General features: G+C 65.1%; 23 protein-coding genes and 1 riboswitch. Of the genes, 8 read left to right on the top strand and 15 right to left on the bottom strand.

What is annotated here, in order from left to right:
* Window positions 1-84: 84 nt before the first annotated feature.
* The 3 genes from AC1DW2_RS28190 to AC1DW2_RS28180 all read left to right on the top strand — a co-directional run bounded on the left by AC1DW2_RS28190 (window position 85) and on the right by AC1DW2_RS28180 (window position 3,352).
* Window positions 85-1,038, top strand: a complete 954-nt coding sequence (locus AC1DW2_RS28190) for a ribose-phosphate pyrophosphokinase (RefSeq protein ID WP_028151562.1) — start codon at window positions 85-87, stop codon at window positions 1,036-1,038.
* Between the two features lie 254 nt (window positions 1,039-1,292).
* Window positions 1,293-2,321 (top strand): putative zinc-binding metallopeptidase, encoded by a 1,029-nt coding sequence (locus tag AC1DW2_RS28185; protein WP_063985560.1) that lies wholly within the window; start codon window positions 1,293-1,295, stop codon window positions 2,319-2,321.
* Window positions 2,318-3,352: a D-alanine--D-alanine ligase family protein gene (locus AC1DW2_RS28180; RefSeq protein WP_071909557.1), complete on the top strand. Its 1,035-nt coding sequence runs from the start codon at window positions 2,318-2,320 to the stop codon at window positions 3,350-3,352. Before AC1DW2_RS28185 ends, AC1DW2_RS28180 begins: the two co-directional genes overlap by 4 nt.
* A gap of 146 nt (window positions 3,353-3,498) precedes the next feature.
* Here the strand turns inward: AC1DW2_RS28180 and AC1DW2_RS28175 are convergent, their stop codons facing one another.
* From AC1DW2_RS28175 to AC1DW2_RS28135, 9 genes are all read right to left on the bottom strand, one after another.
* Window positions 3,499-3,957, bottom strand: a complete 459-nt coding sequence (locus tag AC1DW2_RS28175; RefSeq protein ID WP_477007660.1) for an SRPBCC family protein — start codon at window positions 3,955-3,957, stop codon at window positions 3,499-3,501.
* Between the two features lie 10 nt (window positions 3,958-3,967).
* On the bottom strand, window positions 3,968-4,807 hold the full coding sequence (locus AC1DW2_RS28170) for an XdhC family protein (RefSeq protein WP_477007659.1): 840 nt from the start codon (window positions 4,805-4,807) through the stop codon (window positions 3,968-3,970).
* A gap of 10 nt (window positions 4,808-4,817) precedes the next feature.
* Entirely contained in the window at window positions 4,818-6,026 is a 1,209-nt protein-coding gene (locus tag AC1DW2_RS28165) for a vWA domain-containing protein (protein ID WP_166103539.1), read from the bottom strand.
* Window positions 6,023-6,889, bottom strand: a complete 867-nt coding sequence (locus AC1DW2_RS28160; protein ID WP_166103542.1) for an AAA family ATPase — start codon at window positions 6,887-6,889, stop codon at window positions 6,023-6,025. The genes AC1DW2_RS28165 and AC1DW2_RS28160 overlap by 4 nt, the downstream gene beginning before the upstream one ends.
* A gap of 2 nt (window positions 6,890-6,891) precedes the next feature.
* Window positions 6,892-9,312, bottom strand: a complete 2,421-nt coding sequence (locus AC1DW2_RS28155) for an aerobic carbon-monoxide dehydrogenase large subunit (protein WP_354120890.1) — start codon at window positions 9,310-9,312, stop codon at window positions 6,892-6,894.
* Entirely contained in the window at window positions 9,309-9,809 is a 501-nt protein-coding gene (locus AC1DW2_RS28150; RefSeq protein ID WP_063985567.1) for a (2Fe-2S)-binding protein, read from the bottom strand. Before AC1DW2_RS28150 ends, AC1DW2_RS28155 begins: the two co-directional genes overlap by 4 nt.
* A 13-nt stretch (window positions 9,810-9,822) precedes the next feature.
* A complete protein-coding gene (locus tag AC1DW2_RS28145; RefSeq protein WP_477007658.1) occupies window positions 9,823-10,686 on the bottom strand; it encodes an FAD binding domain-containing protein in 864 nt (287 codons plus the stop codon).
* Between the two features lie 358 nt (window positions 10,687-11,044).
* Window positions 11,045-12,247, bottom strand: a complete 1,203-nt coding sequence (locus AC1DW2_RS28140) for an MHYT domain-containing protein (RefSeq protein ID WP_477007709.1) — start codon at window positions 12,245-12,247, stop codon at window positions 11,045-11,047.
* 100 nt (window positions 12,248-12,347) lie between these two features.
* A complete protein-coding gene (locus AC1DW2_RS28135; protein ID WP_071909551.1) occupies window positions 12,348-12,905 on the bottom strand; it encodes a 6,7-dimethyl-8-ribityllumazine synthase in 558 nt (185 codons plus the stop codon).
* 74 nt (window positions 12,906-12,979) lie between these two features.
* Window positions 12,980-13,155, bottom strand: a riboswitch (FMN riboswitch).
* 387 nt (window positions 13,156-13,542) lie between these two features.
* Between AC1DW2_RS28135 and AC1DW2_RS28130 the strand changes: the two genes are divergently transcribed.
* On the top strand, window positions 13,543-14,043 hold the full coding sequence (locus tag AC1DW2_RS28130; RefSeq protein ID WP_028151553.1) for a type III secretion system chaperone family protein: 501 nt from the start codon (window positions 13,543-13,545) through the stop codon (window positions 14,041-14,043).
* 191 nt (window positions 14,044-14,234) lie between these two features.
* A complete protein-coding gene (proC, locus tag AC1DW2_RS28125; RefSeq protein ID WP_477007657.1) occupies window positions 14,235-15,071 on the top strand; it encodes a pyrroline-5-carboxylate reductase in 837 nt (278 codons plus the stop codon).
* Between the two features lie 151 nt (window positions 15,072-15,222).
* On the opposite strand, the gene AC1DW2_RS28120 is transcribed toward proC, so the two are convergent.
* The 5 genes from AC1DW2_RS28120 to AC1DW2_RS28100 all read right to left on the bottom strand — a co-directional run bounded on the left by AC1DW2_RS28120 (window position 15,223) and on the right by AC1DW2_RS28100 (window position 19,476).
* Entirely contained in the window at window positions 15,223-15,615 is a 393-nt protein-coding gene (locus tag AC1DW2_RS28120; protein WP_477007656.1) for a thioesterase family protein, read from the bottom strand.
* A 206-nt stretch (window positions 15,616-15,821) separates the two neighbouring features.
* Window positions 15,822-16,070, bottom strand: a complete 249-nt coding sequence (locus tag AC1DW2_RS28115) for a tautomerase family protein (RefSeq protein WP_071909549.1) — start codon at window positions 16,068-16,070, stop codon at window positions 15,822-15,824.
* Between the two features lie 55 nt (window positions 16,071-16,125).
* Window positions 16,126-17,646 carry a histidine--tRNA ligase gene (hisS, locus tag AC1DW2_RS28110; protein ID WP_014491987.1) on the bottom strand — a complete coding sequence of 507 codons (1,521 nt, stop codon included), beginning with the start codon at window positions 17,644-17,646 and terminating at the stop codon, window positions 16,126-16,128.
* An 84-nt stretch (window positions 17,647-17,730) separates the two neighbouring features.
* A complete protein-coding gene (locus AC1DW2_RS28105) occupies window positions 17,731-18,255 on the bottom strand; it encodes a YegJ family protein (RefSeq protein WP_166103556.1) in 525 nt (174 codons plus the stop codon).
* A 138-nt stretch (window positions 18,256-18,393) separates the two neighbouring features.
* Complete coding sequence (locus AC1DW2_RS28100; protein ID WP_477007655.1) at window positions 18,394-19,476, bottom strand: branched-chain amino acid aminotransferase; 1,083 nt, start codon at window positions 19,474-19,476, stop codon at window positions 18,394-18,396.
* 336 nt (window positions 19,477-19,812) lie between these two features.
* Between AC1DW2_RS28100 and AC1DW2_RS28095 the strand changes: the two genes are divergently transcribed.
* The 3 genes from AC1DW2_RS28095 to AC1DW2_RS28085 are packed head-to-tail and all read left to right on the top strand — an operon-like array spanning window position 19,813 to window position 22,490.
* Window positions 19,813-20,355, top strand: a complete 543-nt coding sequence (locus AC1DW2_RS28095) for a MarR family winged helix-turn-helix transcriptional regulator (protein WP_063985573.1) — start codon at window positions 19,813-19,815, stop codon at window positions 20,353-20,355.
* Entirely contained in the window at window positions 20,352-21,083 is a 732-nt protein-coding gene (locus AC1DW2_RS28090) for a response regulator (protein WP_477007654.1), read from the top strand. Before AC1DW2_RS28095 ends, AC1DW2_RS28090 begins: the two co-directional genes overlap by 4 nt.
* Window positions 21,084-21,101: 18 nt before the next feature.
* Window positions 21,102-22,490: an ATP-binding protein gene (locus AC1DW2_RS28085; protein WP_028151545.1), complete on the top strand. Its 1,389-nt coding sequence runs from the start codon at window positions 21,102-21,104 to the stop codon at window positions 22,488-22,490.
* Between the two features lie 130 nt (window positions 22,491-22,620).
* Here AC1DW2_RS28085 and AC1DW2_RS28080 read toward each other — a convergent pair.
* Window positions 22,621-22,974, bottom strand: a 354-nt coding sequence (locus AC1DW2_RS28080; protein ID WP_477007653.1) for a transposase, incomplete at its 5' end; no start/stop codon positions are given.

Here is a 22,974-nt window from a genome sequence, read left to right as displayed (position 1 = left end):
TTCCTCGCCCGTCATAACCGTGCTTCCAGTGGGTATTCTCTGATGTTGAACGTCGTATCCAGCAAAGCGCGGGAGGAAGCGTCCATGTCGGCCAAGAACGGCTCCATCAAGCTTGTCGCCGGCAACTCAAACCCGGCTCTCGCGCAGGCGATCGCGCAAGGCCTCGACCTGCCGCTGACCAAGGCGGTGGTACGGCGCTTCGCCGACATGGAGATCTTCGTCGAGATCCAGGAGAACGTCCGCGGCTCGGATGCCTTCGTCATCCAGTCGACCTCGTTCCCCGCCAACGACCATCTGATGGAACTGCTGATCATCACCGATGCGCTGCGCCGCTCCTCGGCACGCCGCATCACCGCGGTGCTGCCCTATTTCGGCTACGCCCGGCAGGACCGCAAATCGGGTTCGCGCACGCCGATCTCGGCCAAGCTCGTCGCCAACCTGATCACGCAGGCCGGCGTCGACCGCGTCATGACGCTCGACCTGCATGCCGGCCAGATCCAGGGCTTCTTCGACATCCCGACCGACAATCTCTACGCGGCGCCGCTGATGGTGCGCGACATCAAGGACAAGTTCGACCTCTCGAAGACGATGGTGATCTCGCCTGACGTCGGCGGCGTGGCGCGCGCACGTGGCCTTGCCAAGCGCATCAACACCCCGCTCGCGATCGTCGACAAGCGCCGCGAGAGGGCGGGCGAATCCGAGGTCATGAACGTGATCGGCGACGTCGCCGGCTACACCTGCATCCTGATCGACGACATCGTGGACTCCGGCGGCACGCTGGTGAACGCAGCCGACGCGCTGATCGCCAAGGGCGCCAAGGACGTCTACGCCTACATCACCCACGGCGTGCTCTCCGGCGGCGCGGCCGCCCGCATCGCGGGCTCGAAGCTGAAGGAGCTCGTGATCACCGACTCGATCCTGCCGACGGAGGCGGTGACCAAGGCTCCGAACATCCGCACGCTTCCGATCGCCAGCCTGATCTCGGACGCCATCGCGCGCACCGCGGCGGAAGAGTCGGTGTCGAGCCTGTTCGACTAGTTTTTCCGATCCCGGAAGGTCTCGTAGGGTGGGCAAAGGCGCAAAGCGCCGTGCCCACCTTTTCTTTTTATATTGAAGGTGGTGGGCACGCTTCCGCCTTCACTCTCCGAGCTACGTCGGACAAGTCGCTTTGCCCACCCTACGGCGTTGAGCGCTGACGCGCCGCAGCCCGCTTCGCAGCCCCACGGGTTGTTGCCCGCCGCCGCCCATGACATCATCCGGATACCGAGTCATCCCTGCCCCCTGGATTCCTGATGCCGCGCCGGAAATTTGCCTGGGAGAAGCTGTCGGATGACGAGTTGCTCAAGCAGCGCCTCTCCAGCCTGAGGGTTACGGTCAAAGGCACCTGGCTCGAGGACTGCGTCAGCACGCTCCATGAGGAGCTCGAAGAGCGGGGCATCCGGCTGCGACCGCACACATGGATCTCGAGCGAATGGTTCAGTCCGGGCGATGTGCCGGGCATCGCCATCCCCTTCTATCTCGCCCATCCCCGTCTGATGAAGCTCGAGAAGAAGATGATGTTCGACGTCGAGGGCGGAACCTGGCGCGAGTGCATGGGTATCCTCCGTCACGAGGCCGGCCATGCCGTGCAGCACGGCTATCAGCTGCAGCGCCGCCGGCGCTGGCAGCAGCTGTTCGGCCCGTCGTCGAAACACTACCCGCGCTACTACCGGCCCAATCCTGCCAGCAGGCGCTACGTCCAGCACCTCCGGCTGTGGTACGCGCAAAGCCATCCGGATGAAGACTTCGCCGAGACCTTCGCGGTGTGGCTGCGCCCACGCTCGAACTGGCGGACGCGATATGCCGGATGGCCGGCGCTGAAGAAGCTCGAATATGTCGACGAGCTGATGCACGAGATTGCGGGAAAGCGGCCGCTGATCACGACGCGGGAGCGTGTCGATACGCTGGGCCGGCTCAGCCAGACGCTCGAAGACCACTACAAGAAGAAGCAGGCGTTCTACGCCTTCACAGCGCCGAAGACCTACGACCGCGACCTCTCCCGGCTGTTTTCAGCCGATCCACGGCATCACCGCTCAAAGCCGGCTTCGGCCCTGATCAGGCGGCACCGCGCGCAGATCAGGCAGCTGGTCGCGCGGTGGACGGGCGAGAACCAGCTCACGCTCGATGCCGTGCTCGATGATATGATCTCCCGCTGCCGTGAGCTCGATCTGCGCGCCGTCGGCCCCGAACAGAAGCTCGTTCTCGATTTCACCGTCCTCGTGACCGCCAAGACGATGCACGCGCTGTTTGGCCCGTCTCGGCGCAAATGGATCGCGCTATGAGACGCTCGCGCATTCTGGTGCTGATGCATCCGGACTTCATGCCTCCGGACTCCTCCGACGGATACACGCCGCAGGAAATCAACAACTGGAAGACGGAATACGACGTGGTGAGCACCTTGCGTGCGGCCGGCCACGAGGTTCGCGCCCTCGGTGCGCAGGATGAGATCAAGCCGATCCGCGAGGCGATCGAAGAATTCAAGCCCCACGTGGTCTTCACGCTGCTGGAGGAGTTCCACAACAACGTCGCCTACGACCAGCACATCGCCAGCTATCTCGAGCTGATGAAGGTCCCTTATACCGGGTGCAATCCGCGCGGCCTGATCCTGGCGCGCGGCAAGGATCTGTCCAAGACGCTGGTACATCACCGCCGGATCGCGGCGCCGGCCTTCGCCGTCTTCCCGATGCGCCGCAAGGTGAAACGCCCGACGCGCCTTGCGCTGCCGCTGATCGTCAAGAGCCTGAACATGGACGGGTCCTTCGGCATCTCGCAGGCGTCGATCGTCGATACCGACGAGAAGCTCGCGGAGCGCGTCGCCTTCATCCACGAGCGGGTCGAATCCGCCGCGATCGCCGAGCAGTTCATCGAGGGACGCGAGCTTTATGTCGGCGTGCTCGGCAACAACCGCCTGCGCGTCCTGCCGGTGTGGGAACTGAAATTCGGCAGCATGGGCGGGCGCAGATCACGGCACATCGCCACGGAGAAAGCCAAGCACGACACCGACTATCAGGAGAAGCTCGGCATCGTCGACGGGCCGGCGAAGGACCTTGGGCCCGAAGTCACCGCGCGCATCCAGCGCGCCGCGAAGCGCATCTACCGAGCGCTTGGCCTGGACGGCTACGCGCGCATCGATTTTCGTCTCGCCGCCGACGGCACGCCGTATTTCATCGAAGCCAATCCCAACCCCGAGATCGCCAAGAGCCAGGAGTTCGCCACGGCGGCTCAACATGCCGGGCTCAAATATCCGGATCTCCTGCAGCGCATCCTGACGCTGGGGATCAGCCGGGCCAAGGCGGGGGTGTCGCTGGGGTGATGGCGGCTTGCGCGACTATCGTAGGGTGGGCAAAGGCGCAAAGCGCCGTGCCCACCTTCTTTGTTTGCGATAGAGAATGGTGGGCACGCTTCCGCCTTCGCTCTTCGAGCTACGGCGGACAAGTCGCTTTGCCCACCCTACAGCAGCTAACCTGCCTCGGCCTTCGCGCTCACCACGTCGGCAAATGACTTGAAGAACTCCCCCGCCAGCTTCGTCGCGGTCGAATTGATCAGCCGCGCTCCCAACTGCGCCAGCTTGCCGCCGATCTGCGCATCGACTTCGTAATGCAACACCGTCACGTCGGCACTCTCGGATTCCAGCCGCACCAGCGCGCCACCCTTGGCGAAGCCGGCGACGCCGCCGGAGCCCTCTCCTGAGATACGGTAACCGTTGGGCGGATCGAAATCGGACAGCGTCACCTTGCCGCTGAACGTCGCCTTCACCGGGCCGACCTTGAAGACCACCGTCGCCGTCATCTCGTTCGGGGCGGTCACCTCGAGCGACTGGCAACCGGGGATGCACTGCTTCAGCACAGCGGGATCGTTCAGCGCCGCCCACACCTGCTCGCGTGAGGCGGGAATTCGCTGGCTGTCGTTCATCTGCATGATCGGTGTCTCACTCTCTGCTTGCTGTTTGATTGGCCGCGCGCTGGCCGCGCCGCCGTTCCCTTGTGATCTCGGCGAGGATCGACATTGCGATCTCCTCCGGCGTGATCGCGCCGAGATCGAGGCCGGCCGGCGCCTTGAAATCGTCGATCGCGGCGGCATTCGCGCCTTCCGCGAGAAGCTTGGCGCGCAACGAAGCCATCTTGCGGCGACTGCCGACGAAGGCGTGGTAGTCGGCTCTGGTCGCGACCGCGGCACGCAAGGCGGCTTCATCACCCTTGCCTTGCGTCGAAACCACGACGAAGCGCTTTGCGTCGTTGAGTTCGCCGAGGTGATAACCATCGATGACCGCATCGGCATCCGGCTGCGCCGTGCGATCGGCCGCGGGCGCGGCGAGCGTGACGTGATAACCGAGCACGCGCGCCTGCGCCGCAAGTGACAGCGCCACCGGGCTCGCACCGAAAATCACGAGCGAGGGATGCGGCAGCACCGGCTCGACGAAGATGTCCATGGTGCCTTTGCTCGGGCACATGTTGCTAGCGAAGCGAATGCCGTCGCGGCTCTCGCCCGCGCTGACGCCGAGCTCGGCCAGCAGGTTCTCCGGCTGCACCGAGACCATGCGCGGCTCGCCATCAGCGAGCGCCTCGCGCGCCGCCTTCAGCACCGCGCCCTTGGCGCAGCCCCCGCCTATCCAACCCGCGACGATGGTGCCGTCGGCGGCGATGATCGCCTTGGCGCCAGCCTTCGCCGCGGTCACCGACACCGTGCGCACCACCGTCGCGAGCACGAAGGCACGCTCGGCCGCCTTCATCTGCGCAATGAGATCGAGTACTTCGACATGGGCGATCATCGGCGTATCCTCAGAGCTTCGCCAGATAGGGTTCGAGCGCACGCAGGCTTTGCAGCGAATTCGCGGGCGCATAGAGATCGACATGCGGCAACGCAGCTCTTATGCCCCGCGCTTCGGGCGTGTAGCCCTCCCACGCCATCATCGGGTTGAGCCAGACAATGCGGCGACAGCGCCGGTGCAGCGCCGCCATCTCGCGGCCAAGCAATGCGGCATCGCCGGTCTCGTAGCCGTCGGACACGATCATCACGCAGCTGCGGGAATGGATCACGCGCGCGGCGTGCCAGCGATTGAAGGTTTGCAGGCTCTCGCCGATCCTGGTGCCGCCACCCGCGCCTTGCGCCATGATCGAGAGCCGGTCGAGCGCGCGGCCGGCGTCCTTCTCCTTCATCGCGTCGGAGACGTAGGCGAGGCGCGTGTGGAACAGGAACGCCTCGGCCTCGCGGAACTGGTCGAGCACACCGTGGATGAAGCGCAGGAACACGGCGGTATACATGCTCATCGAGCCGGAGGCATCGAGCAGCACGACGAGCCGCAACGGCTTGTCCTTGCGCTGGCGTTTCACCAGGCTGATCGGCACGCCGCCATGGCTGATGTTCCGATGGATGGTGCGGCGGAGATCAAGCCGGTAGCCGCGCCGGCGCGCGAGGTCGCGGCGGGTGAGCCGCGTGCGCATCGCCTTGGCGAGCGCTGCTGCGGCCTCATGGGCCTGCGCGACCTGGTCTGGATCGCTCAGCTTTCGGAAATCGACCTCGGCAAAATTGTCGGCGCGTGAAGCACCTTCCATGCGGCCCTCGCCGGAGCGGCCTTCCGGCGCGTCGTCGGAGGACGGAAGCTGGTCGACGGCGGACTGGTTACTGCCCTGCTCTGCCGCGGCATCCCGCAAGCTCTTCAGCGAGGGATTGCTGGCGCCCGGTGTTGATCCAATCGTGCGGGAGCGCGAGCGCACGCGCTTGCCCAACCAGAACGCGTCGAACAGTCCGTCGAACTTATCCCAGTCGGATTTGCGTGCCGAGAACAGGTGCTTGAACGCCGCGCGCAGCAGGTTCGGCCGGGCCGCATAGCCCGCGGTCATCAGCGTCGCCGCATCCTGTCCCTCGGCGAGCCCGACGCGAAAGTCGGCATCGCGCAGCGTGCGCAGGAAGGCGGCAAGCCTCGCGGACACGAGCCGGGAGACCTCATTGAGGTCGTCATATCCCGGGCTGGAGCCACAGCAGCTCATGCGACCTTCCCCAGCAGGCGCTGCGTCACCTCTGGCGTGACACGGGCGCGGTCTTCGTGAGTCTTCAACAGGCAGACGAGCGTCTCATGCACAATCTCGGGTGCGTCGTGAAGATTGGTTACGTCGAGGCCGACGAGAGCTGCCGCCCAATCCAGCGTCTCCGCCACGCCCGGGACTTTTCGCAGCTCCTCCTTGCGCACACCCTCGACCATGCGCGCGATCTGGAGCGACAGCGACGGGCTGGCGCCCATGACGCGCGCCAGGATGATGCGGGTCTCGCGGTCGACGTCGGGATAGTCGACATAATGATAGAGGCAGCGCCGGCGCAGCGCGTCGGAGAGCTCGCGCGTGCCGTTCGAGGTCAGCACAACATGCGGGATGGTGATTGCGGGAATGGTGCCGAGCTCGGGGATCGAGACCTGGAAGTCGGACAGCAGCTCCAGCAGGAAGGCCTCGAACTCGTCGTCGGCACGGTCGATTTCGTCGATCAGCAGCACCGGCGCCTGTACGCGGCGGATCGCGGCAAGCAGCGGACGCTCCAGCAGGTACTTTTCCGAGAAGACCTGATCCTCGATGCTGTCGGTGCCGCGATGCGCCTGGATCGCCAGCAGCTGGCGCTGGTAGTTCCACTCGTAGAGTGCGGAGGACTGATCGAGCCCTTCATAGCATTGCAGCCGGATCAGCTCGGTCGCGTGCACTTTGGCGAGCGCCTTCGCCACTTCCGTCTTGCCGACGCCCGCCTCGCCTTCGAGCAGCAGCGGACGCCGCAGCAATTGCATCAGCGAGATCGCGGTCGCAAGGTCCGCATCGGCGATATACCCCGATGCGGCCAGCGCTTGCGCGATCTCATCACGGCCCTTCATCGCTACGCCACCGCGCCCAGATCCTTCGCCGCCTTCCAGTTGCGCCAGAAATCATGCGGCATCTGGATGTGCGTGCTGCCCAGGAACGAGAACGCGTCGTTGACGGCGTTGGAGAAGGCCGGCACGCCGCCGACATTCGGGCTTTCGCCGACGCCCTTGGCGCCGATCGGGTGATGCGGCGACGGGGTGACAGTGAAGTCGGTCTCCCAATGCGGCGTCTCCACCGCGGTCGGCATGAAGAAGTCCATGAACGAGCCGGTGACGACGTTGCCGACCTCGTCGTAGCGGATCTCCTGGCCCATCGCGATGGCGAAAGCTTCGGTGAGGCCACCATGCACCTGGCCCTCGATGATCATCGGGTTGATGCGGGTACCGCAATCGTCGAGCGCGTAGAAGCGCCGGACCTTGTACACGCCGGTATCGACATCGATGTCCATCACGCAGAGATAGGCACCGAACGGATAGGTCATGTTGGGCGGATCGTAATAGCTCACCGCCTCCAACCCCGGCTCCATGCCCGGCGGCACCGAATTGTACGCCGCCCAGCAGATATCCTTCATCGACATGAATTTTTCTGGCAGGCCCTTCACCCGGAAGCCGTCGATGTCGAATTCGAGGTCGTCTTCGTGGACCTCGAGCTTGTAGGCCGCGATCATCTGCGCCTTCGCCTTGATCTTTCGCGCGGCCATGGCGATCGCGGCACCCGCAACCGGAGTCGAGCGTGAACCATAGGTGCCGAGCCCGTAGGGCGCGGTGTCGGTGTTGCCCTCCTCCACCATGATGTTGTCGGCGGGAATGCCGATCTCGGTCGCGATGATCTGGGCCCAGGTGGTCTCGTGACCCTGGCCCTGGCTCTTGGTGCCCATGCGCGCGATGCCGGCACCGGTCGGGTGCATGCGGATCTCGCAGGAATCGAACATGGCGATGCCGAGGATGTCGCAGTTCTTCGACGGGCCGGCACCGACGATCTCGGTGAAGAAGGAGATGCCGAGCCCCATGATCTCGCGGGTCTCGCCGCGCGCGAAAGCGGCGCGCTTCTCCGCCTGCTCCTTCCGGAGCGCGGCGTAGCCGGTCGTCTCCATCATCTTGCGCATGGCGGTGTGGTAGTCGCCGGAATCGTATTCCCAGCCGAGCGCCGAGTGATAGGGGAACTGCTCCGGCTTGATGAAGTTCTTCAGCCGGAGTTCAGCGGGGTCCATGTTGAGCTTCTGCGCCAGGATATCCATGGCGCGCTCGATGCAGTAGGCGGCCTCCGTGACGCGGAACGAGCAGCGGTAGGCGACGCCGCCCGGCGCCTTGTTGGTGTAGACGCCGTCGACAGCGAGATGCGCGGTCGGGAAGTCATAGGATCCCGTGACGATGTTGAAGAAGCCGGCCGGCCATTTCGACGGGTCGGCGCAGGCATCGAACGCGCCGTGATCGGCGAGCACGTGCACACGCAGGCCCGTCACCTTGCCGTCCTTGGTCGCGGCGACCTCGGTTGTCATGTGATAGTCGCGCGCGAACGAGGTCGCGGTGAGGTTCTCGATGCGGTCCTCGACCCATTTTACCGGCTTGCCGGTGACGATGGAGGCTACGGCCGCGCAGATGTAGCCGGGATAGGCGCCGACCTTGTTGCCGAAGCCACCGCCGATGTCGGGCGCGATGACGTGGATCTTGTGCTCCGGCAGCTTGGCGATCAGCGCCACCACCGTGCGGATCACGTGCGGGGCCTGGAACGTGCCGTAGATCGTCAGCTCGCCCTTGATCTTGTCGAAGGAGCAGACGCACTGGCAGGTTTCCAGCGGCGACGGATGGGTGCGATGGTAGGAGATCATCTCCTTGATCTTGACCTCGGCCTTGTTGAAGGCCGCGTCGGTCAATTCCTTGTCGCCGACGGTCCACTCGAAGATGTGGTTGTCGTGCTTGCGCGGACCATGCGCGCCGGACATCTTGCCGACGAGATCCTCGCGCAGCACCGGCGCGTTCGCGTCCATCGCCTTGAAGGGATCGACCAGCGGCGGCAACGGCTCGTATTCGACGATCACTGCGTTGATGCCGTCATCGGCCGCATAGCGGTCGGTGGCGACGACGAAGGCGACCTCCTGATTCTGGAAAAGCACTTTTCCGTCGGCCAGCACCATCTGCACGTCGCCGGCGAGCGTCGGCATCCAGGCGAGATTCACCGTCTTCAGCGTCTCCGCAGTGATCACCGCGAGCACGCCGGGCACCTTCAGCGCCGCGCTGTCGTCGATCTTCTTGACGCGCGCATGCGGATGCGGCGAGCGGACGAAGTCGCCGTGCAGCATGCCGGGCAGCTTGACATCGTCGACGTAATTGCCCTTGCCCTGGGTGAAGCGGATATCCTCGACGCGCTTGCGCTTGCAGCCCATGCCTTCGAGTGCGGCAGTACGTTGTTCCCGCGTGGGAGTGAGGTCGTTCATTCTGCGGCCTCCTGGAATTCCACGCCGTTGATTTTTGCGGCGGCGTATTGAATGGCTTTGACGATGTTCTGGTAGCCGGTGCAGCGGCAGATGTTGCCGGAGATGCCCATGCGGATTTCCGGCTCGCTCGGCGAGGGATTTTCCTTCAGCAGCCGATGCGCGCGGACAATCATGCCGGGCGTGCAGAAGCCGCATTGCAGACCGTGCATCATGCGGAAACCTTCCTGGAGCGCCGAGAGCGTGCCGTCGGCATTGGCCATGCCTTCGATCGTGGTGATGTCACTGCCATCAGCCTGCACCGCAAACATGGTGCAGGACTTCACCGACATGCCGTCGATATCGACGGTGCAGGCGCCGCAATGCGTCGTCTCGCAGCCGATATGGGTGCCGGTCATCTGCAGATTCTCGCGGATGAAATGCACCAGCAGCGTGCGCGGCTCGACGAGGCCTTCGACCTCGGCGCCGTTCACCTTCATGGTGACGTGTGTTTTAGCCATCGATCCCCCTCCCTTACTTCGCGACAGCGGCGGCGCGCTGAAGCGCGCGCGTCACCATGATGCCGCCGACATGTTTTCGGTATTCGACCGGGCCGCGGGCATCCGCAGCTGGCGCCATGATCGCTGCGGCCGCAGCGGCGGCCTTCTTCAACGTCGCCGCATCGAGGCTGGTGCCAATCACGGCCTTGGCGGCATCGGCAGCCAGCAGCGGCGTCTCGTGGACGTTGGTGAGCCCGATCGCGCAGGTCGCGACCTTGCCGCCGGACATGGTGAGAACCACGGCGGCGGCGGCGGTGGCGTAGTCTCCGACCTTGCGCTTGAGTTTTTCGTAGGCGTAGCCGTGGCCGGCCGCGGGCACGGGAACCGAGACGGAGGTCAGGATCTCGCCGGGCTCGAGCGCGGTGAAATAGGCGCCCTGATAGAAGTCGGCCGCCGCGACGTCGCGGGAGCCACCCGGGCCTTCGAGGCGATAGGTTGCCCCCAAGGTCATCATCAGCGCCGGCATGTCATTGCCGGGATCGCCATTGGCGACATTGCCGCCGATCGTGCCGCGGTAGCGCACCTGCGGGTCGGCGATCAGCAGTGCCGCTTCATGCAGGATCGGCATCGACTTGGCGACGTCGTCCGAGACCAGCAGCTCGTGCTGGGTGGTCATCGCGCCGATGACCAGATTGTTGCCGTCGCGGCTGATGCCCTTGAGGGCGGCGATGCCGTGCAGGTCGATCAGATGGGCGGGGGTGGCGAGCCGAAGCTTCATCATCGGCACCAGGCTATGCCCGCCGGCCAGGGGCCGGGCATCCTCGCCGAGGTCTGACAATAGCTTGACGGCATCGGCGACACTCGCCGGCCGGTGATAGCTGAATGAGCCTGGGATCATCATCTCCTCCTCGTCGTCCTTTGCGCGTGACGGCGCGGACGTTGAGGGGAGGCTCACTCCGAGAGGGGCGCGCCGCAATCATTCGGGCACGGAACAGCGGATTTCGCACGAGTTGCGGCGGGGAACGCACGAATTGCGTCAGGGGTAGCGACGTATGGCGGGCGGCCACTTACCCTCCCCTGGAGGGGGAGGGTCGACCGCGCGAAGCGCCGGCGGGGTGGATCTCTCCACTCGGGCAGTATTCATCGCGGAGGGACCGTCACCCCACCCCGCTCCGCATTACGCTCCGCTCCATGCGAAGCGACCCTCCCCCTCCAGGGGAGGGTAAGAAAGAACGCGCCTCCCGTGCGGCCCGACTCTACGCGTGCCGCCGGTTCGCTAGCCCCAACCTTGCCTTCACCTCGGCGATCTTGGCACGGCTGACCGGGACCCGATGCGGCGACGGACCGTCGAGCTCGAGCACGGCGCCATCCCCCTCTTTGCGGACCAATGCGACATGGGGGATGGCAACGATATGGCTGCGGTGCACCCGGAGGAACAGCGAGGGATCGAGCTGCGCCTCGGCCTCCGAGATCGACCAGGGGCACATTCGCTCGCGGGTGCCGTCGTGAACACGGGTGTAGTGCGCATCGGCCCGGACGCTGCGGACATTGGCTGTCTCGATGAAGTGCGTGCCGTCGGCGCTCTCGACCGGCAATCGGGGAACCGGCGCGCGGGGCGGCTGGCCGAGACCGCCGAGGGGTGCCACCGGGCGCGGAGCTGCAGCCGGCGCAGCGATCAGTTCGATGGCGGCCACCGCGACCGGCGAACCAACCGGTTCGGCGGCAACAGAGGTCGAAGTCTGACGCCGCTGGTCGGGAACCAGCGACAGCAGGAAGCCGGCTGCGATGACGAAGCACAGCACCGCAACGATGATCGACAAGATTTGTTGCGACGCGGCAAGACCGCCGCCGGCGTGGTGATGCGCCGCACCGGTCAGCGGCTCGAAATGCATACCCAGCATCGCGGTGTAATGCATGCCGGAGACGGCGACGCCAAAAACAATCGAGCTGACGATCAGCCGGACGCCCTCCTGCTGCGCCAGGAAGGCGCGCAGGCCGCCATAGGCCGTGACGATTGCGACCACGACCGAGAGCAGCACCATGGTCCGGTCGTGGACGATACTGAAATGACCGGCGAGGCCGTGGATGCCGACATAATGCATGCTGGCGATGCCGACGCCGAGCAAAACGGCCGACGAGGCCACTCGCTTCAGGGATGGCTCGCCGATCGAGACAAAGAACAAGGAGATGCCGACCACCAGCGCGCAGATCAGGAACGAGATGATGGTGGGAAGAACGAGATAGACCGTGTCCGGCGGCAGCGGCGCGGCCAGCATGCCGACGAAATGCATGGTCCAGATGCCGACGGCCAGAAACGCGGCCGCACCCGCGAGCAGAACGCGGTTGCTGACGCCGGGCGTGTTGCGGATGCGAGCAGCAAGCGCAAAGCCGGTATAGCCACCCAGACTCGCGACCGCCACAGAGAGCGCGACGAGATAGGGATCGTGTCCTTCGAACATGATCTTGTCGGCCGTCCGTCTCCACGGCACGGCCTCCTCCCGCCGCCGACTTTATAGGGACGGCGACGGGATTGACAATCAGCGGCGTGTGAGCGGACGGCTACACAATGCCCGCCGCGACCTGACCGCGCAGGCGCTCCAGGCCGAGCAATGTCTCGGCACAGGCTGCGGCGACCTCGACGCCCTTGATCGCAAAATGCCTGCGGAAGAAATCGTAGTGCACCTCGGTCTCGTGGAATTGCTGCGGCGTCAGCACCGCCGAGAACACCGGCACCTCGGTGCGCAGCTGCACGTCCATCAGCGCCTTGATCACGGTGTCGGCGACGAACTCGTGTCGGTAGATGCCGCCGTCGACGACGAGGCCCGCCGCGACGATCGCGGTGTAGCGCCGCGTCTTGGCGAGGATCTGCGCATGCAGCGGGATCTCGAACGAGCCCGGCACCTCGAACACGTCGACATGATTGAGGTGACGCGCGGCTGCCTCCTTCACGAAGGCGATGCGGGCCTCCTCGACCACGTCGCGGTGCCAGCAGGCCTGCACGAAGGCCACCCGCTGCGGTTTCGCAAAGCGCGGATGCTCGGGTGCCGGATCCTGCGGAACCGGCGGTTGGGTGACTTCGGAAGTTTCGGTTTGGGGGTCTTGCAACATCTGATTCATGGCTTTCCTTCAAAGGACCAGAATCAGGGCACACGGAACGACAAGCAGCCGCACCTTGCGATGCGTCTGCCACCGACCGTTCTCTTTCATCCGGACTTTAACCGTCGGCTTCGGAGTTGCACCGAATCTGCTGACCCTTCCCTTCGGCAAAATTCCTTTTCAGGAAGATTCCTGGGGGAAGGCGCTCGCGGGCTTGGGCCTTGCGACCCTTACCGCCGGTGGGGACTTTCACCCCGCCCTGAGAACATCGGCCGCCCGGGATGAACGGCCTGTCCGGAAATATGACGCCGCCCGGCGGCCGCAGCAAGCGCGTTCCGCATGAAAAACCGCATGGTCCCATGTCGCCATGACGGGTGTGGCCTCGCCCGGCGGAATTAACGATTGGCGCGCCATCGGCGAATCCGATTCCGATTTGTTCTCATTCGTTAAGAATTGTGGCGGAGATGAGCTGTGGACGAACGAGTCCTGGCTTGTGGACGGACTCGGCAGCCAGTTGCGCAGATTCCGCAAATCACATCACTTGATCCGCGACAGGCTCGCGCTGATCCGAGGGGATCGCGACAGCGAAGTTGAGGGAGCGCGCCGGGCCGACCGCGTGCGTATCAAAGACAACAAAAAGGCAAGAGGTCGAGACGGAATGTCCCTGCTCGAAGGCACTATCGATTCCAGAAATCACCCGCTCGCGGTGGTCGAGGACATCGCTGCCAGCAACAACTGGCCGTTCGAACGCTCCGGCGAAGACGAGCTCACGATTGTCTCCAAGGGACAATGGACCGACTATCAGATCTCCTTCACCTGGATGGGTGAGATCGAGGCGCTGCATCTGGCCTGCGCCTTCGACATGAAGATTCCGGTTGCGCGGCGGGGCGAAGTGCAACGGCTGGTCGCCGCGGTCAACGAGCAATTGTGGGTCGGCCATTTCGACCTGTGGACCAACACCGGCATGATCATGCACCGTCAGGCCCTGGTGCTGCCGGGCGGGCTCACCGCCTCGACCGCGCAATGCGAAGCCATGCTCGCCGGCGCCATCCACGCTTGCGAGCGCTACTTTCCCGCGTTCCAGTTCGTGGTGTGGGCCGGCAAGACCACCGCGCAGGCGATGGACGCGGCGATGTTCGACACGGTCGGAGAGGCGTAAGGCCTCTCTCCAAGATGGTGAGGGGCGCGCGCCCCCTCCTCAGCATCGTCCCGGACAGGCGGAGCGCAGATCCGGACCCATACCGCGTGATTTCTCCGTATCGCGCGATGCTTGTTGCTCCGCCCTCCATCCACTAGAACCGCCTGTGGTTATGGGTCCCGGCCTTCGCCGGGACGACAGCTTTGTTTGTGGTGACCACAGTGGCAGACAGCAGCACTCTCAAGAACATCACCGGCACCATCCTCCTCGCCGGCGCCGGCAAGATGGGCGGCGCGATGCTGACCGGATGGCTTTCCGGCGGGCTCGATCCGCGTCGCGTCGCGGTGATCGATCCGCACATCTCACCTGAGATCACCGCGCTTGCCGCCAACGGCGTTGCGCTCAATCCCGATGTCAGGGCCGCCGGCACGGTCGAGACGCTGGTCGTCGCGGTGAAGCCGCAGATGTTCCGCGAGGCCGGCGCCAAGCTGAAGCAGTTCGTCTCCGACAAGACCTCGGTGGTCTCGATCATGGCGGGAACCACGATTGCATCGCTCGAAGAGGTCTGCGGTGGCGCCGTGGTGCGCGCGATGCCGAACACGCCGGCCGCGATCGGTCGCGGCATCACGGTCGCCGTCGCGGCGACGAACGTCAGCACCACGCAGCGCGCGGTGGCTGACGCGCTGCTGCGTGCGACCGGCTCGGTCGAATGGGTCGAGGATGAAGGCCTGATGGATGCGGTTACCGCGGTGTCCGGCTCAGGCCCGGCCTATGTGTTCCTGCTCGCCGAAGAACTCGCGCGCGCCGGCGTCGAGGCCGGACTGCCCGAGGCGCTGGCGACGAAGCTTGCACGCGAAACCGTCGCGGGCTCTGGTGAGCTTCTGCATCAGTCGGAGCTTCCCTCCAGCACGCTTCGCCAGAACGTCACCTCGCCGGGCGGCACCACCGCCGCAGCACTCGGCGTGCTGATGGGCGAGCCGGGCCTGCGCGATCTGATGATCCGCGCGGTCGCGGCCGCGACGAAGCGGTCGAAGGAACTGGCGAAGTAAGCAGGTGTCGTAGGGTGGGCAAAGCGGCTTGTCCGCCGAAGCTCGACGAGCGAAGGCGGAAGCGTGCCCACCAACTTCGTTCGCGATCCCGAAAAGATGGTGGGCACGGCGCTTCGCGCCTTTGCCCACCCTACGACATTCGCACTCGCCGCTACGCCCCGAGCCGCTTGTTGAACGTCTCGACATTCACGAGCCCGCGCGCATGGCGGCCCTCGCCGAGCCTGCGCGTGCCCTCGAACGCTTCGACCTCGAAGCGGATGACGCGGCGCTCGACCGCGACCACCTTCGCGGTGGTCCGCACGGTCGCACCGACGAGAGCGGCTGCGAGGTGGCGGATGTCGACTTCGGTGCCGACGGTGACCCAGCCCGGCTGAAGCGCGGCGCGGATCGCATCGCCCGACGTCATCTCCATCTCCAGGATCATCATCGGCGTCGCATAGACCATGGGCATGCCGGGCACGAAATGCCCGACCGTCCGCTCAGCCGGCACCACCAGCGTGCGCTCGGCGCTCATGCCGACCTTGATGAAGTCGCGTGCGTCCATGGGGGCCTCAAACTCCGCTGTCGTCCCGGACAAGCGCAGCGAAGCGGAGCGCTGGTCCGGGACCCATAACCACAGGGAGTAGTTTGGCGAAGACTCCGAGTTACCAGCTCGCCAAATAACCACTGCCTGTGGTTATGGGTCCCCGCTTTCGTGCGCAATTGCGCAGTAGGCGGGGACGACAGTGGAGACTGCCGATATAGCGCTGGCTATTTCTTCGCAGCCGCCGCGCGCTCCACAAAGGTCTTGCCGCCCTTCATCTTGTGACGGAGCGGGGCTTCGTTGATCTGGATGACGACGGCATCGGCATCGACGCCGAGATTCTTCACCAGGGCCTGGGTGATGTCGCGCATCATGCCGGCCTTCTGCTCGTCGGTGCGGCCTTCGGCCATGCTGACGGTAATCTCAGGCATCGTTCTCTCCCTTGCGGCCGAACACCGGCCATTGACGGTCGCCATCAAACAAGACGTGGATGCCCGGGACAAGCCCGGGCGTGACGGCCTTCCGGAATGGCTATCCCCACTTTACGTCATGGCGGCCCAGGACTTCGCGCACCTTGGCGACGAGGTCGGCTTCGCTGCACGAGAACTGCGCCGGGCGGCTCTCGCGCCACTCCTGGTTGGAGGCGATCGCGGCGGCGGCCTTGGCGCCTTCGATCAGATCCTTGATCTGCAGCTCGCCGCGCGCCTTTTCATCCGAGCCCTGGATGATCACGCAAGGTGAGTTGCGGCGGTCGGCATATTTGAGCTGGTTGCCCATGTTCTTGGGATTGCCGAGATAGAGCTCGGCACGGATGCCGGCAGCGCGCAAGGACGCCACCATCTTCTGATAGTCCGCAACGCGGTCGCGATCGAACACGGTGACGACGACGGGGCCGAATTCGGGCCGCGTGTCGAGCTTGCCGAGCAGCGTCAGCGCGGCCTGAAGCCTGGACACGCCGATCGAAAACCCGGTCGCCGGCACCGGCTCGCCGCGGAAGCGCGAGACGAGGCCGTCGTAGCGGCCGCCGCCACCGACCGAGCCGAAGCGCACCGGCCGGCCCTTCTCGTCCTTGGTCTCGAGCAGCAGTTCGACCTCGTAGACGGGGCCGGTGTAATATTCGAGGCCGCGCACGACGGAGGGATCGATCTTGATACGGTCTGCGCCATAACCCGACGCTGTCACCAGCTTGGCAATCTCTTCCAGCTCGCTGACGCCAGCCTGACCAATCTCGCTCTTGGCGAGGTAGGTTTCCGCCGCGGCGATCGCGTCTTTCCAATCGTCGCGCGGCTTGGTGATGGCGAGAACAACATCAGCCTCCGCCGGGCTCAGGTTGGCGCCTTTCGTGAAGTCGCCCTTGCCTTCTTCGCCGCCATCCCACCGTCCGGGACCGAGCAGCTTGCGCACTTCGTCGGCGGAAAACTTGTCGAGCTTGTCGATCGCGCGCAGCACAGTCAGCCTGCGCGCGGCGTTCTCGTCACCGCCGAGCCCGATGGCTTCCAGAACACCGTCGAGCACTTTTCGGTTGTTGACCTTCACAACATAAGAGCCGCGCGCGATGCCGAGCGCCTCCATCGTGTCCGCGGCCATCATGCAGATCTCGGCATCCGCCGCCGGCGTCGCCGAGCCGACCGTGTCGGCGTCGAACTGCATGAACTGGCGGAAGCGGCCGGGGCCGGGCTTCTCGTTGCGGAACACGTAGCCGACGCGGTAGCTGCGGTAGGGCAGGACCAGACCGTCGGTCCCGTAGCGCTCGCCGACGTAACGCGCGAGCGGCGCGGTCAAATCGTAGCGCAAGCTGATCCACTGCTCGTCGTCGTCCTGGAACGAGAACACGCCCTCGTTCGGACGGTCCTGGTCGGGCAGGAACTTGCCGAGCGCATCGGTGTATTCCATCGCCGGCGTTTCCACGGGCTCGAACCCGTAGAGCTCGTAGACGGCGCGGATCTTCTCGACCATCTCGCGCGTCGCCCGGATCGCGGCGGGATCGCGATCCTCGAGCCCGCGCGGCAGGCGCGCCTTCAGTTTCTGGGGTTTTTTGGGTTTCTCGGCCATGCGCGGCGTTTACCAGCCGACGCGCGGTGCGGCAACCGAAGTTCGCTTTACCTCGCCCCGCTTGCGGGGAGAGGGGAAGAGAATCTACGGCTGCTCCATCCGGGCCCGCAGGGCATCCGCATCCGCCTTTGGCAGCGACTTCAGCGTCGGCTTGATGGTTTCGCCGCCGACGATCTTGCCGTTACGCATGAACATCCAGTCTGAAATGTCCGCTTCGCTGAACTTGACCGCGTCGCCGGCCCGCTTGCCCGGCAGATCGCGCGGCTCGTTGGCGAAGAGGCCCGAATAGGTGGCGTTCGGCAGCTTCTTCACGTCGCCGATCCAGATATGCTCCCCGCCCCTGCGGGTCGAAAAGCGCACCTTCAAGGCGTGCCCGGTCTCTGACGGCTTTGGCGCGTCATAGGACGCCCAGAAGGTGGGAAGCGTACCGCGGGCGCGCGCGATCGCGGTGTTCATCTCGGGATCGGTGGTGCGCACGTCGACGATCGGCGAGCGGTCTTGCGCCGCGACCTCGTGCGTGGGGCCGATCGTCAGGATGCCGAGAACGCTGACGCCGGTGATTGCGGCGAGAACGACCCATTTCATGGGCTGGGAGAGTTTTGTTGCCATGTTCGCGATGTCCAGGATGCTTCGATGTCTCCTGGCTTTGTCGCGTGTCGGCAGCAGCACGTTCATAGCGCAACAAGCCACAAACGTTGCGCGTTTCCCCTCTCCCTTGTGCGAGAGGGGAAACGTAATCGCCGTCGATCAAAACACCTTGCGGATCCAGTTGTGCGGATCGTTGGTGCGGCCGTACTGGATGTCGATGAGCTGCTTGCGCAGGCCCGTGGCGACGGGGCCGGCGGCGCCGCCGCTGATGTCGAAATCGCCGCTCACCGAGCGCACCTTGCCGATCGGCGAGATCACGGCAGCGGTGCCGCAGGCGAACGCTTCCTTCAGCTTGCCGCTCGCCGCATCCTTGCGCCACTGGTCGAGCGAGTACGGCTCCTCGCGCACCGTCTTGCCGGCATCCTTCGCGAGCGCGATGATGGAGTCGCGGGTGATGCCGGGCAGGATCGTGCCGAGCGGCGGCGTCGAGAGCGAGCCGTCCTCGAACACGAAGAAGACGTTCATGCCGCCGAGCTCCTCGATGTAGCGGCGCTCGACCGCGTCGAGGAAGACGACCTGATCGCAACCGTGCTGGATCGCTTCGGCCTGCGCACGCAGGCTCGCCGCGTAATTGCCGCCGCACTTGACGGCGCCGGTGCCGCCGATCGCGGCGCGGGTGTAGTTCTCCGAGACCCAGATCGAGACCGGCGCAGGTCCGCCCTTGAAATAGGAGCCAACCGGTGAAGCGATCACCGCGAAGATGTATTCGGACGACGGCTTGACGCCGAGGAAGGTCTCGCTCGCGATCATGAAGGGGCGCAGATAGAGGCTGCCCTCGCCGCCCGGCATCCAGGCGCGATCGATGCGCACGACCTGCTCGACCGCCTCGATGAAGACGTCCTCGGGCAGCTGCGCCATCGCCATGCGGTMGGCGGAATCCTTGAAGCGGCGCGCATTGGCGTCGGGGCGGAACAGGTTCACACCGCCGTCGTCACGCTTGTAGGCCTTGAGGCCTTCGAAGATTTCCTGCGCGTAGTGCAGGACCGCGCCGGCCGGATCGAGCTGGAAGTTGGCGCGCGCCTCGATGCGCGCTTCGTACCAGCCGCCCTTGGCCTGGTTGTAGCGGACGATCGCCATGTGATCGGTGAAGACCCGCCCGAAGCCGGGATCCACCAGCTTGGCGACGCGGTCCTTCTCGGATGTCGGATTGGATGCGGGCTGGATGTCGAATTTCATACTCATGTCCTTGCCTCCCGCTGCCGGTAGCGGCGCTGTTCTGGCGCCCGCCTGCCCTGTTTGAGCCCGGCTGGCTTGATTAGGTTGTGGCTGGACCGCCGCCAGCCTTGTTACGGCCGGTTTCCGTGGCCAGCATGTCGCCGAGGACATGCTTTTGCGGAAGGCGGAAGTCCAGTATGTTTTGCCGAAATGCCGCTCGACAATCGCACGGTAGATCTGCTTCGGCCGTCGCCGCCTGTCCGGCTCTCTCCGGCCGCTCCTAGAACTGCCACCCGACGCGAAGCGATCTAAAATTTCGTGCGGGCTAATCGTTTTGTAACATTGAACCCAAGATACGTCAATATGCCTGACATAAATTTCGCAACTCCCTCTCAAGACGCAGCCGAGCCGCGGCCGGCCGCAGGCGATGGAGGCAATTTGCGCTGGGATATCATCGAACTGCTGTTCTTCGCCTATCGTGATTTCGTCGGCGATCCCGACCAGGAGCTGGAGGCTTTCGGCTTCGGCCGGGCCCACCACCGGGTCATGCATTTCGTCTATCGCTATCCCGGCCTCAAGGTCGCCGATCTGCTCGATGTCCTGCGCATCACAAAACAGTCGCTCGGCCGCGTGCTCAAGCAGCTCCTGGACGAGGGCTATATCGTGCAGAAGACCGGCGACAATGACCGCCGCCAGCGCCTGCTCTACGCGACGCCGAAGGGCGAGGCGCTGGTGCAGAAGCTCGCCGGACTCCAGACCACGCGGATCACCAAGGCGCTCGCCGAGCTGGCGCCGCAGGATGCCGATACCGTCAAGCGTTTCCTGCGCGCGATGATCGACCGCGACGATCCGGACAAGGTGCTGGAGACGATCTTCGCCAACGTCAATCAGGACGGAAAGGAGTGAACGTGCCGTTCGCTGCCACGCTCGCCCGCCCGCCGGTAGAACCGGCCGACGATGCGCCGCATCTGCTGCTGGTCGACGACGACCGCCGCATCCGCGATCTCTTGTCGCGCTTCCTCGCCAGCGAAGGCTATCGCGTCACCACCGCCGCAAGCGCCGGCGATGCACGCTCGAAGCTCATGGGCCTGCATTTCGATCTCCTGATCCTCGACGTCATGATGCCCGGCGAGACCGGCTTCGATCTCGCCCGCTTCATCCGGACCTCATCCTCGGTGCCGATCGTGATGCTGACGGCGCGGCACGAGGCCGAAGCCCGCATCGAGGGCCTGCAGATCGGGGCCGACGATTACGTGGCAAAACCGTTCGAGCCGCGCGAGCTTGCGCTGCGCATCAACAACATCMTCAAGCGCGCCGCACCGCCGCCGCAAACCGCCGCGGTGGAGAAGATCGCGTTCGGCCCTTACGTCTACCATCTCGATCGCGGCGAGCTGCGCCAGGGCGAGGAAGTCATTCACCTCACCGACCGCGAACGCGAGATGTTGCGGATTCTCTCGGAAACGCCGGGCGAGACCGTGCCGCGCAGCGCGCTCACCGGCAATGGCAGCGTCAACGAGCGCGCCGTCGACGTGCAGATCAACCGCCTCAGGCGCAAGATCGAGACCGACCCCGCCAATCCGCTGTTCCTCCAGGCGGTGCGCGGGATCGGCTACCGCCTGGTGGCCTCGCCATAAAGCAGTGAAGCGCGACCGATGAGCACGATCGATACCGGCCTGACGCTGTTGAAGAGCGCCGCCGGCCGCGTCTCTGCCGCCAATGGCTGGATGGGCAACGCGTTCAAGGGCTGGATGCCGACCGGCCTCTATGCGCGCGCGCTCCTCATCATGATCGTACCGATGGTGATCCTGCAATCGGTCGTCGCCTTCGTGTTCATGGAGCGGCACTGGAACACGGTGACGCGCCGCCTGTCGGCTGCTGTCGTGCAGGACATCGCCGCGCTGATCGACGTCTACAAGGGCTATCCGCAGGACAAGGACCGCAACGAGATCCGCCGCATCGCCCAGCAGCGCCTCGGCCTCGTCGTCGACTTCCTCCCCGCCGGCGACATGCCGCCGCCGGGCCCAAAACCGTTCTTCTCGCTGCTCGACCAGACGCTGTCGGTGCAGCTCGGTCGCCAGATCGGACGCTCGTTCTGGATCGACACCGTCGGCCGCTCCAACCTCGTCGAGATCCGCATCCAGCTCGACGATGCCGTGATGCGCGTGTTCGCGCAGCGCAGCGCCGCCTATGCCTCGAACTCGGAGATATTCCTGTTCTGGATGGTCGGCACGTCCTCGATCCTCCTGATCGTCGCGGTGCTGTTCCTGCGCAACCAGATCAAGCCGATCCTGCGGCTGGCAGACGCCGCCGAAAGTTTCGGCAAGGGCCGCGAGGCGCCGAACTTCAGGCCGCGCGGCGCGCGCGAGGTACGGCGCGCGGCGGTCGCCTTCCTCGAGATGAAGTCACGCATCGAGCGCACGATGGAGCAGCGCACCGCGATGCTTGCCGGCGTCAGTCACGATCTGCGCACCATCCTGACCCGGTTCAAGCTCGAGCTGGCGCTGATTGGCGACAACCCAGAGCTCGAGGGCATGCGCAAGGACGTCGACGAGATGTCGATGATGCTGGAGGACTACCTTGCGTTTGCCCGCGGCGATTCCGGCGAGCAGTCGCAGCCGACCGACATGGCGCAGGCGCTCGAGGAGCTGCGCAGCGACGCCGAGCGCCACGGCCACACCGCGACCGTCGCGTTCCACGGCCTGCCCGTGGTGACCGTGAAGCCGGCCTCGTTCAAGCGCTGCCTCGCCAACCTCGTCACCAACGCGGCGCGCTACGGCAAGAGCATCGCCATCAACGGCCAGCGCGATCACCGTTATTTGACCGTCACGGTGGAGGACGACGGCCCCGGCATTCCCGCGCACTTGCGCGAAGAGGTGTTCAAGCCGTTCCTGCGGCTCGACAACGCCCGCAACCAGGACGAAGGCGGCACCGGCTTGGGGCTAGCCATCGCCCGCGACATCGCGCGCTCGCATGGCGGCGACATCACCCTCGGCGACAGCCCGATGGGGGGATTAAGGGCGAGCGTGAGGATACCGGTGTAGCTTTGCTCTTCCTTCTCCCCTTGTGGGCCTGTTGCGTTATGGGCTCTTGAGGCTGAAGACGTCAGGAGCGAATGCCCTGGTCCCGGCAATTGCCTGCCAAGATCTGTAGTTGTCGCCCTCGGAGGGCGACTCACGCGGCGATCGTGGCCCACCGCCTCATGTTGAAGGCGATCGAGGCGAGCACGACTTGCCCGGTCGCCTTGATCAGACCGACGTAGCGAATGCAGGTCAGCCGCATGCGGCGTTTGAGAGTAGCGAAGGTGGTCTCGACCTGGGCTCGGCGGCGCGCGATGAGGAGGTTGTAGCGTTTGAGCCTGGGCGGCAGTTCCGGGTGATGTCTGTTGGGCCGACGAGCGATGCGGGGTTTCTTGCCCTCCGCCTTCAGCCGGGCCCGTCGGGCATGGGTGTCGTAAGCCGCATCGGCCCACACCGCAGTTTCATCGCCCCGGATCAAAGCGTCCGCAGGTGTCGTATCGTTGACGTT

It is taken from the genome of Bradyrhizobium sp. P3_C3 (assembly GCF_056402655.1).
This window is presented reverse-complemented; position numbering and strand designations above follow the sequence as displayed.

What these genes read in the sequence shown, in the direction of transcription:
- AC1DW2_RS28190 (WP_028151562.1), top strand. Translation starts at nt 85, where the DNA reads ATGTCGGCCAAGAACGGCTCCATCAAGCTTGTCGCCGGCAACTCAAAC.
- AC1DW2_RS28185 (WP_063985560.1), top strand. Translation starts at nt 1,293, where the DNA reads ATGCCGCGCCGGAAATTTGCCTGGGAGAAGCTGTCGGATGACGAGTTG.
- AC1DW2_RS28180 (WP_071909557.1), top strand. Translation starts at nt 2,318, where the DNA reads ATGAGACGCTCGCGCATTCTGGTGCTGATGCATCCGGACTTCATGCCT.
- AC1DW2_RS28175 (WP_477007660.1), bottom strand. Translation starts at nt 3,957, where the DNA reads ATGCAGATGAACGACAGCCAGCGAATTCCCGCCTCACGCGAGCAGGTG.
- AC1DW2_RS28170 (WP_477007659.1), bottom strand. Translation starts at nt 4,807, where the DNA reads ATGATCGCCCATGTCGAAGTACTCGATCTCATTGCGCAGATGAAGGCG.
- AC1DW2_RS28165 (WP_166103539.1), bottom strand. Translation starts at nt 6,026, where the DNA reads ATGAGCTGCTGTGGCTCCAGCCCGGGATATGACGACCTCAATGAGGTC.
- AC1DW2_RS28160 (WP_166103542.1), bottom strand. Translation starts at nt 6,889, where the DNA reads ATGAAGGGCCGTGATGAGATCGCGCAAGCGCTGGCCGCATCGGGGTAT.
- AC1DW2_RS28155 (WP_354120890.1), bottom strand. Translation starts at nt 9,312, where the DNA reads ATGAACGACCTCACTCCCACGCGGGAACAACGTACTGCCGCACTCGAA.
- AC1DW2_RS28150 (WP_063985567.1), bottom strand. Translation starts at nt 9,809, where the DNA reads ATGGCTAAAACACACGTCACCATGAAGGTGAACGGCGCCGAGGTCGAA.
- AC1DW2_RS28145 (WP_477007658.1), bottom strand. Translation starts at nt 10,686, where the DNA reads ATGATCCCAGGCTCATTCAGCTATCACCGGCCGGCGAGTGTCGCCGAT.
- AC1DW2_RS28140 (WP_477007709.1), bottom strand. Translation starts at nt 12,247, where the DNA reads ATGTTCGAAGGACACGATCCCTATCTCGTCGCGCTCTCTGTGGCGGTC.
- AC1DW2_RS28135 (WP_071909551.1), bottom strand. Translation starts at nt 12,905, where the DNA reads ATGAATCAGATGTTGCAAGACCCCCAAACCGAAACTTCCGAAGTCACC.
- AC1DW2_RS28130 (WP_028151553.1), top strand. Translation starts at nt 13,543, where the DNA reads ATGTCCCTGCTCGAAGGCACTATCGATTCCAGAAATCACCCGCTCGCG.
- AC1DW2_RS28120 (WP_477007656.1), bottom strand. Translation starts at nt 15,615, where the DNA reads ATGGACGCACGCGACTTCATCAAGGTCGGCATGAGCGCCGAGCGCACG.
- AC1DW2_RS28115 (WP_071909549.1), bottom strand. Translation starts at nt 16,070, where the DNA reads ATGGCGACCGTCAATGGCCGGTGTTCGGCCGCAAGGGAGAGAACGATG.
- hisS (WP_014491987.1), bottom strand. Translation starts at nt 17,646, where the DNA reads ATGGCCGAGAAACCCAAAAAACCCCAGAAACTGAAGGCGCGCCTGCCG.
- AC1DW2_RS28105 (WP_166103556.1), bottom strand. Translation starts at nt 18,255, where the DNA reads ATGGCAACAAAACTCTCCCAGCCCATGAAATGGGTCGTTCTCGCCGCA.
- AC1DW2_RS28095 (WP_063985573.1), top strand. Translation starts at nt 19,813, where the DNA reads ATGCCTGACATAAATTTCGCAACTCCCTCTCAAGACGCAGCCGAGCCG.
- AC1DW2_RS28085 (WP_028151545.1), top strand. Translation starts at nt 21,102, where the DNA reads ATGAGCACGATCGATACCGGCCTGACGCTGTTGAAGAGCGCCGCCGGC.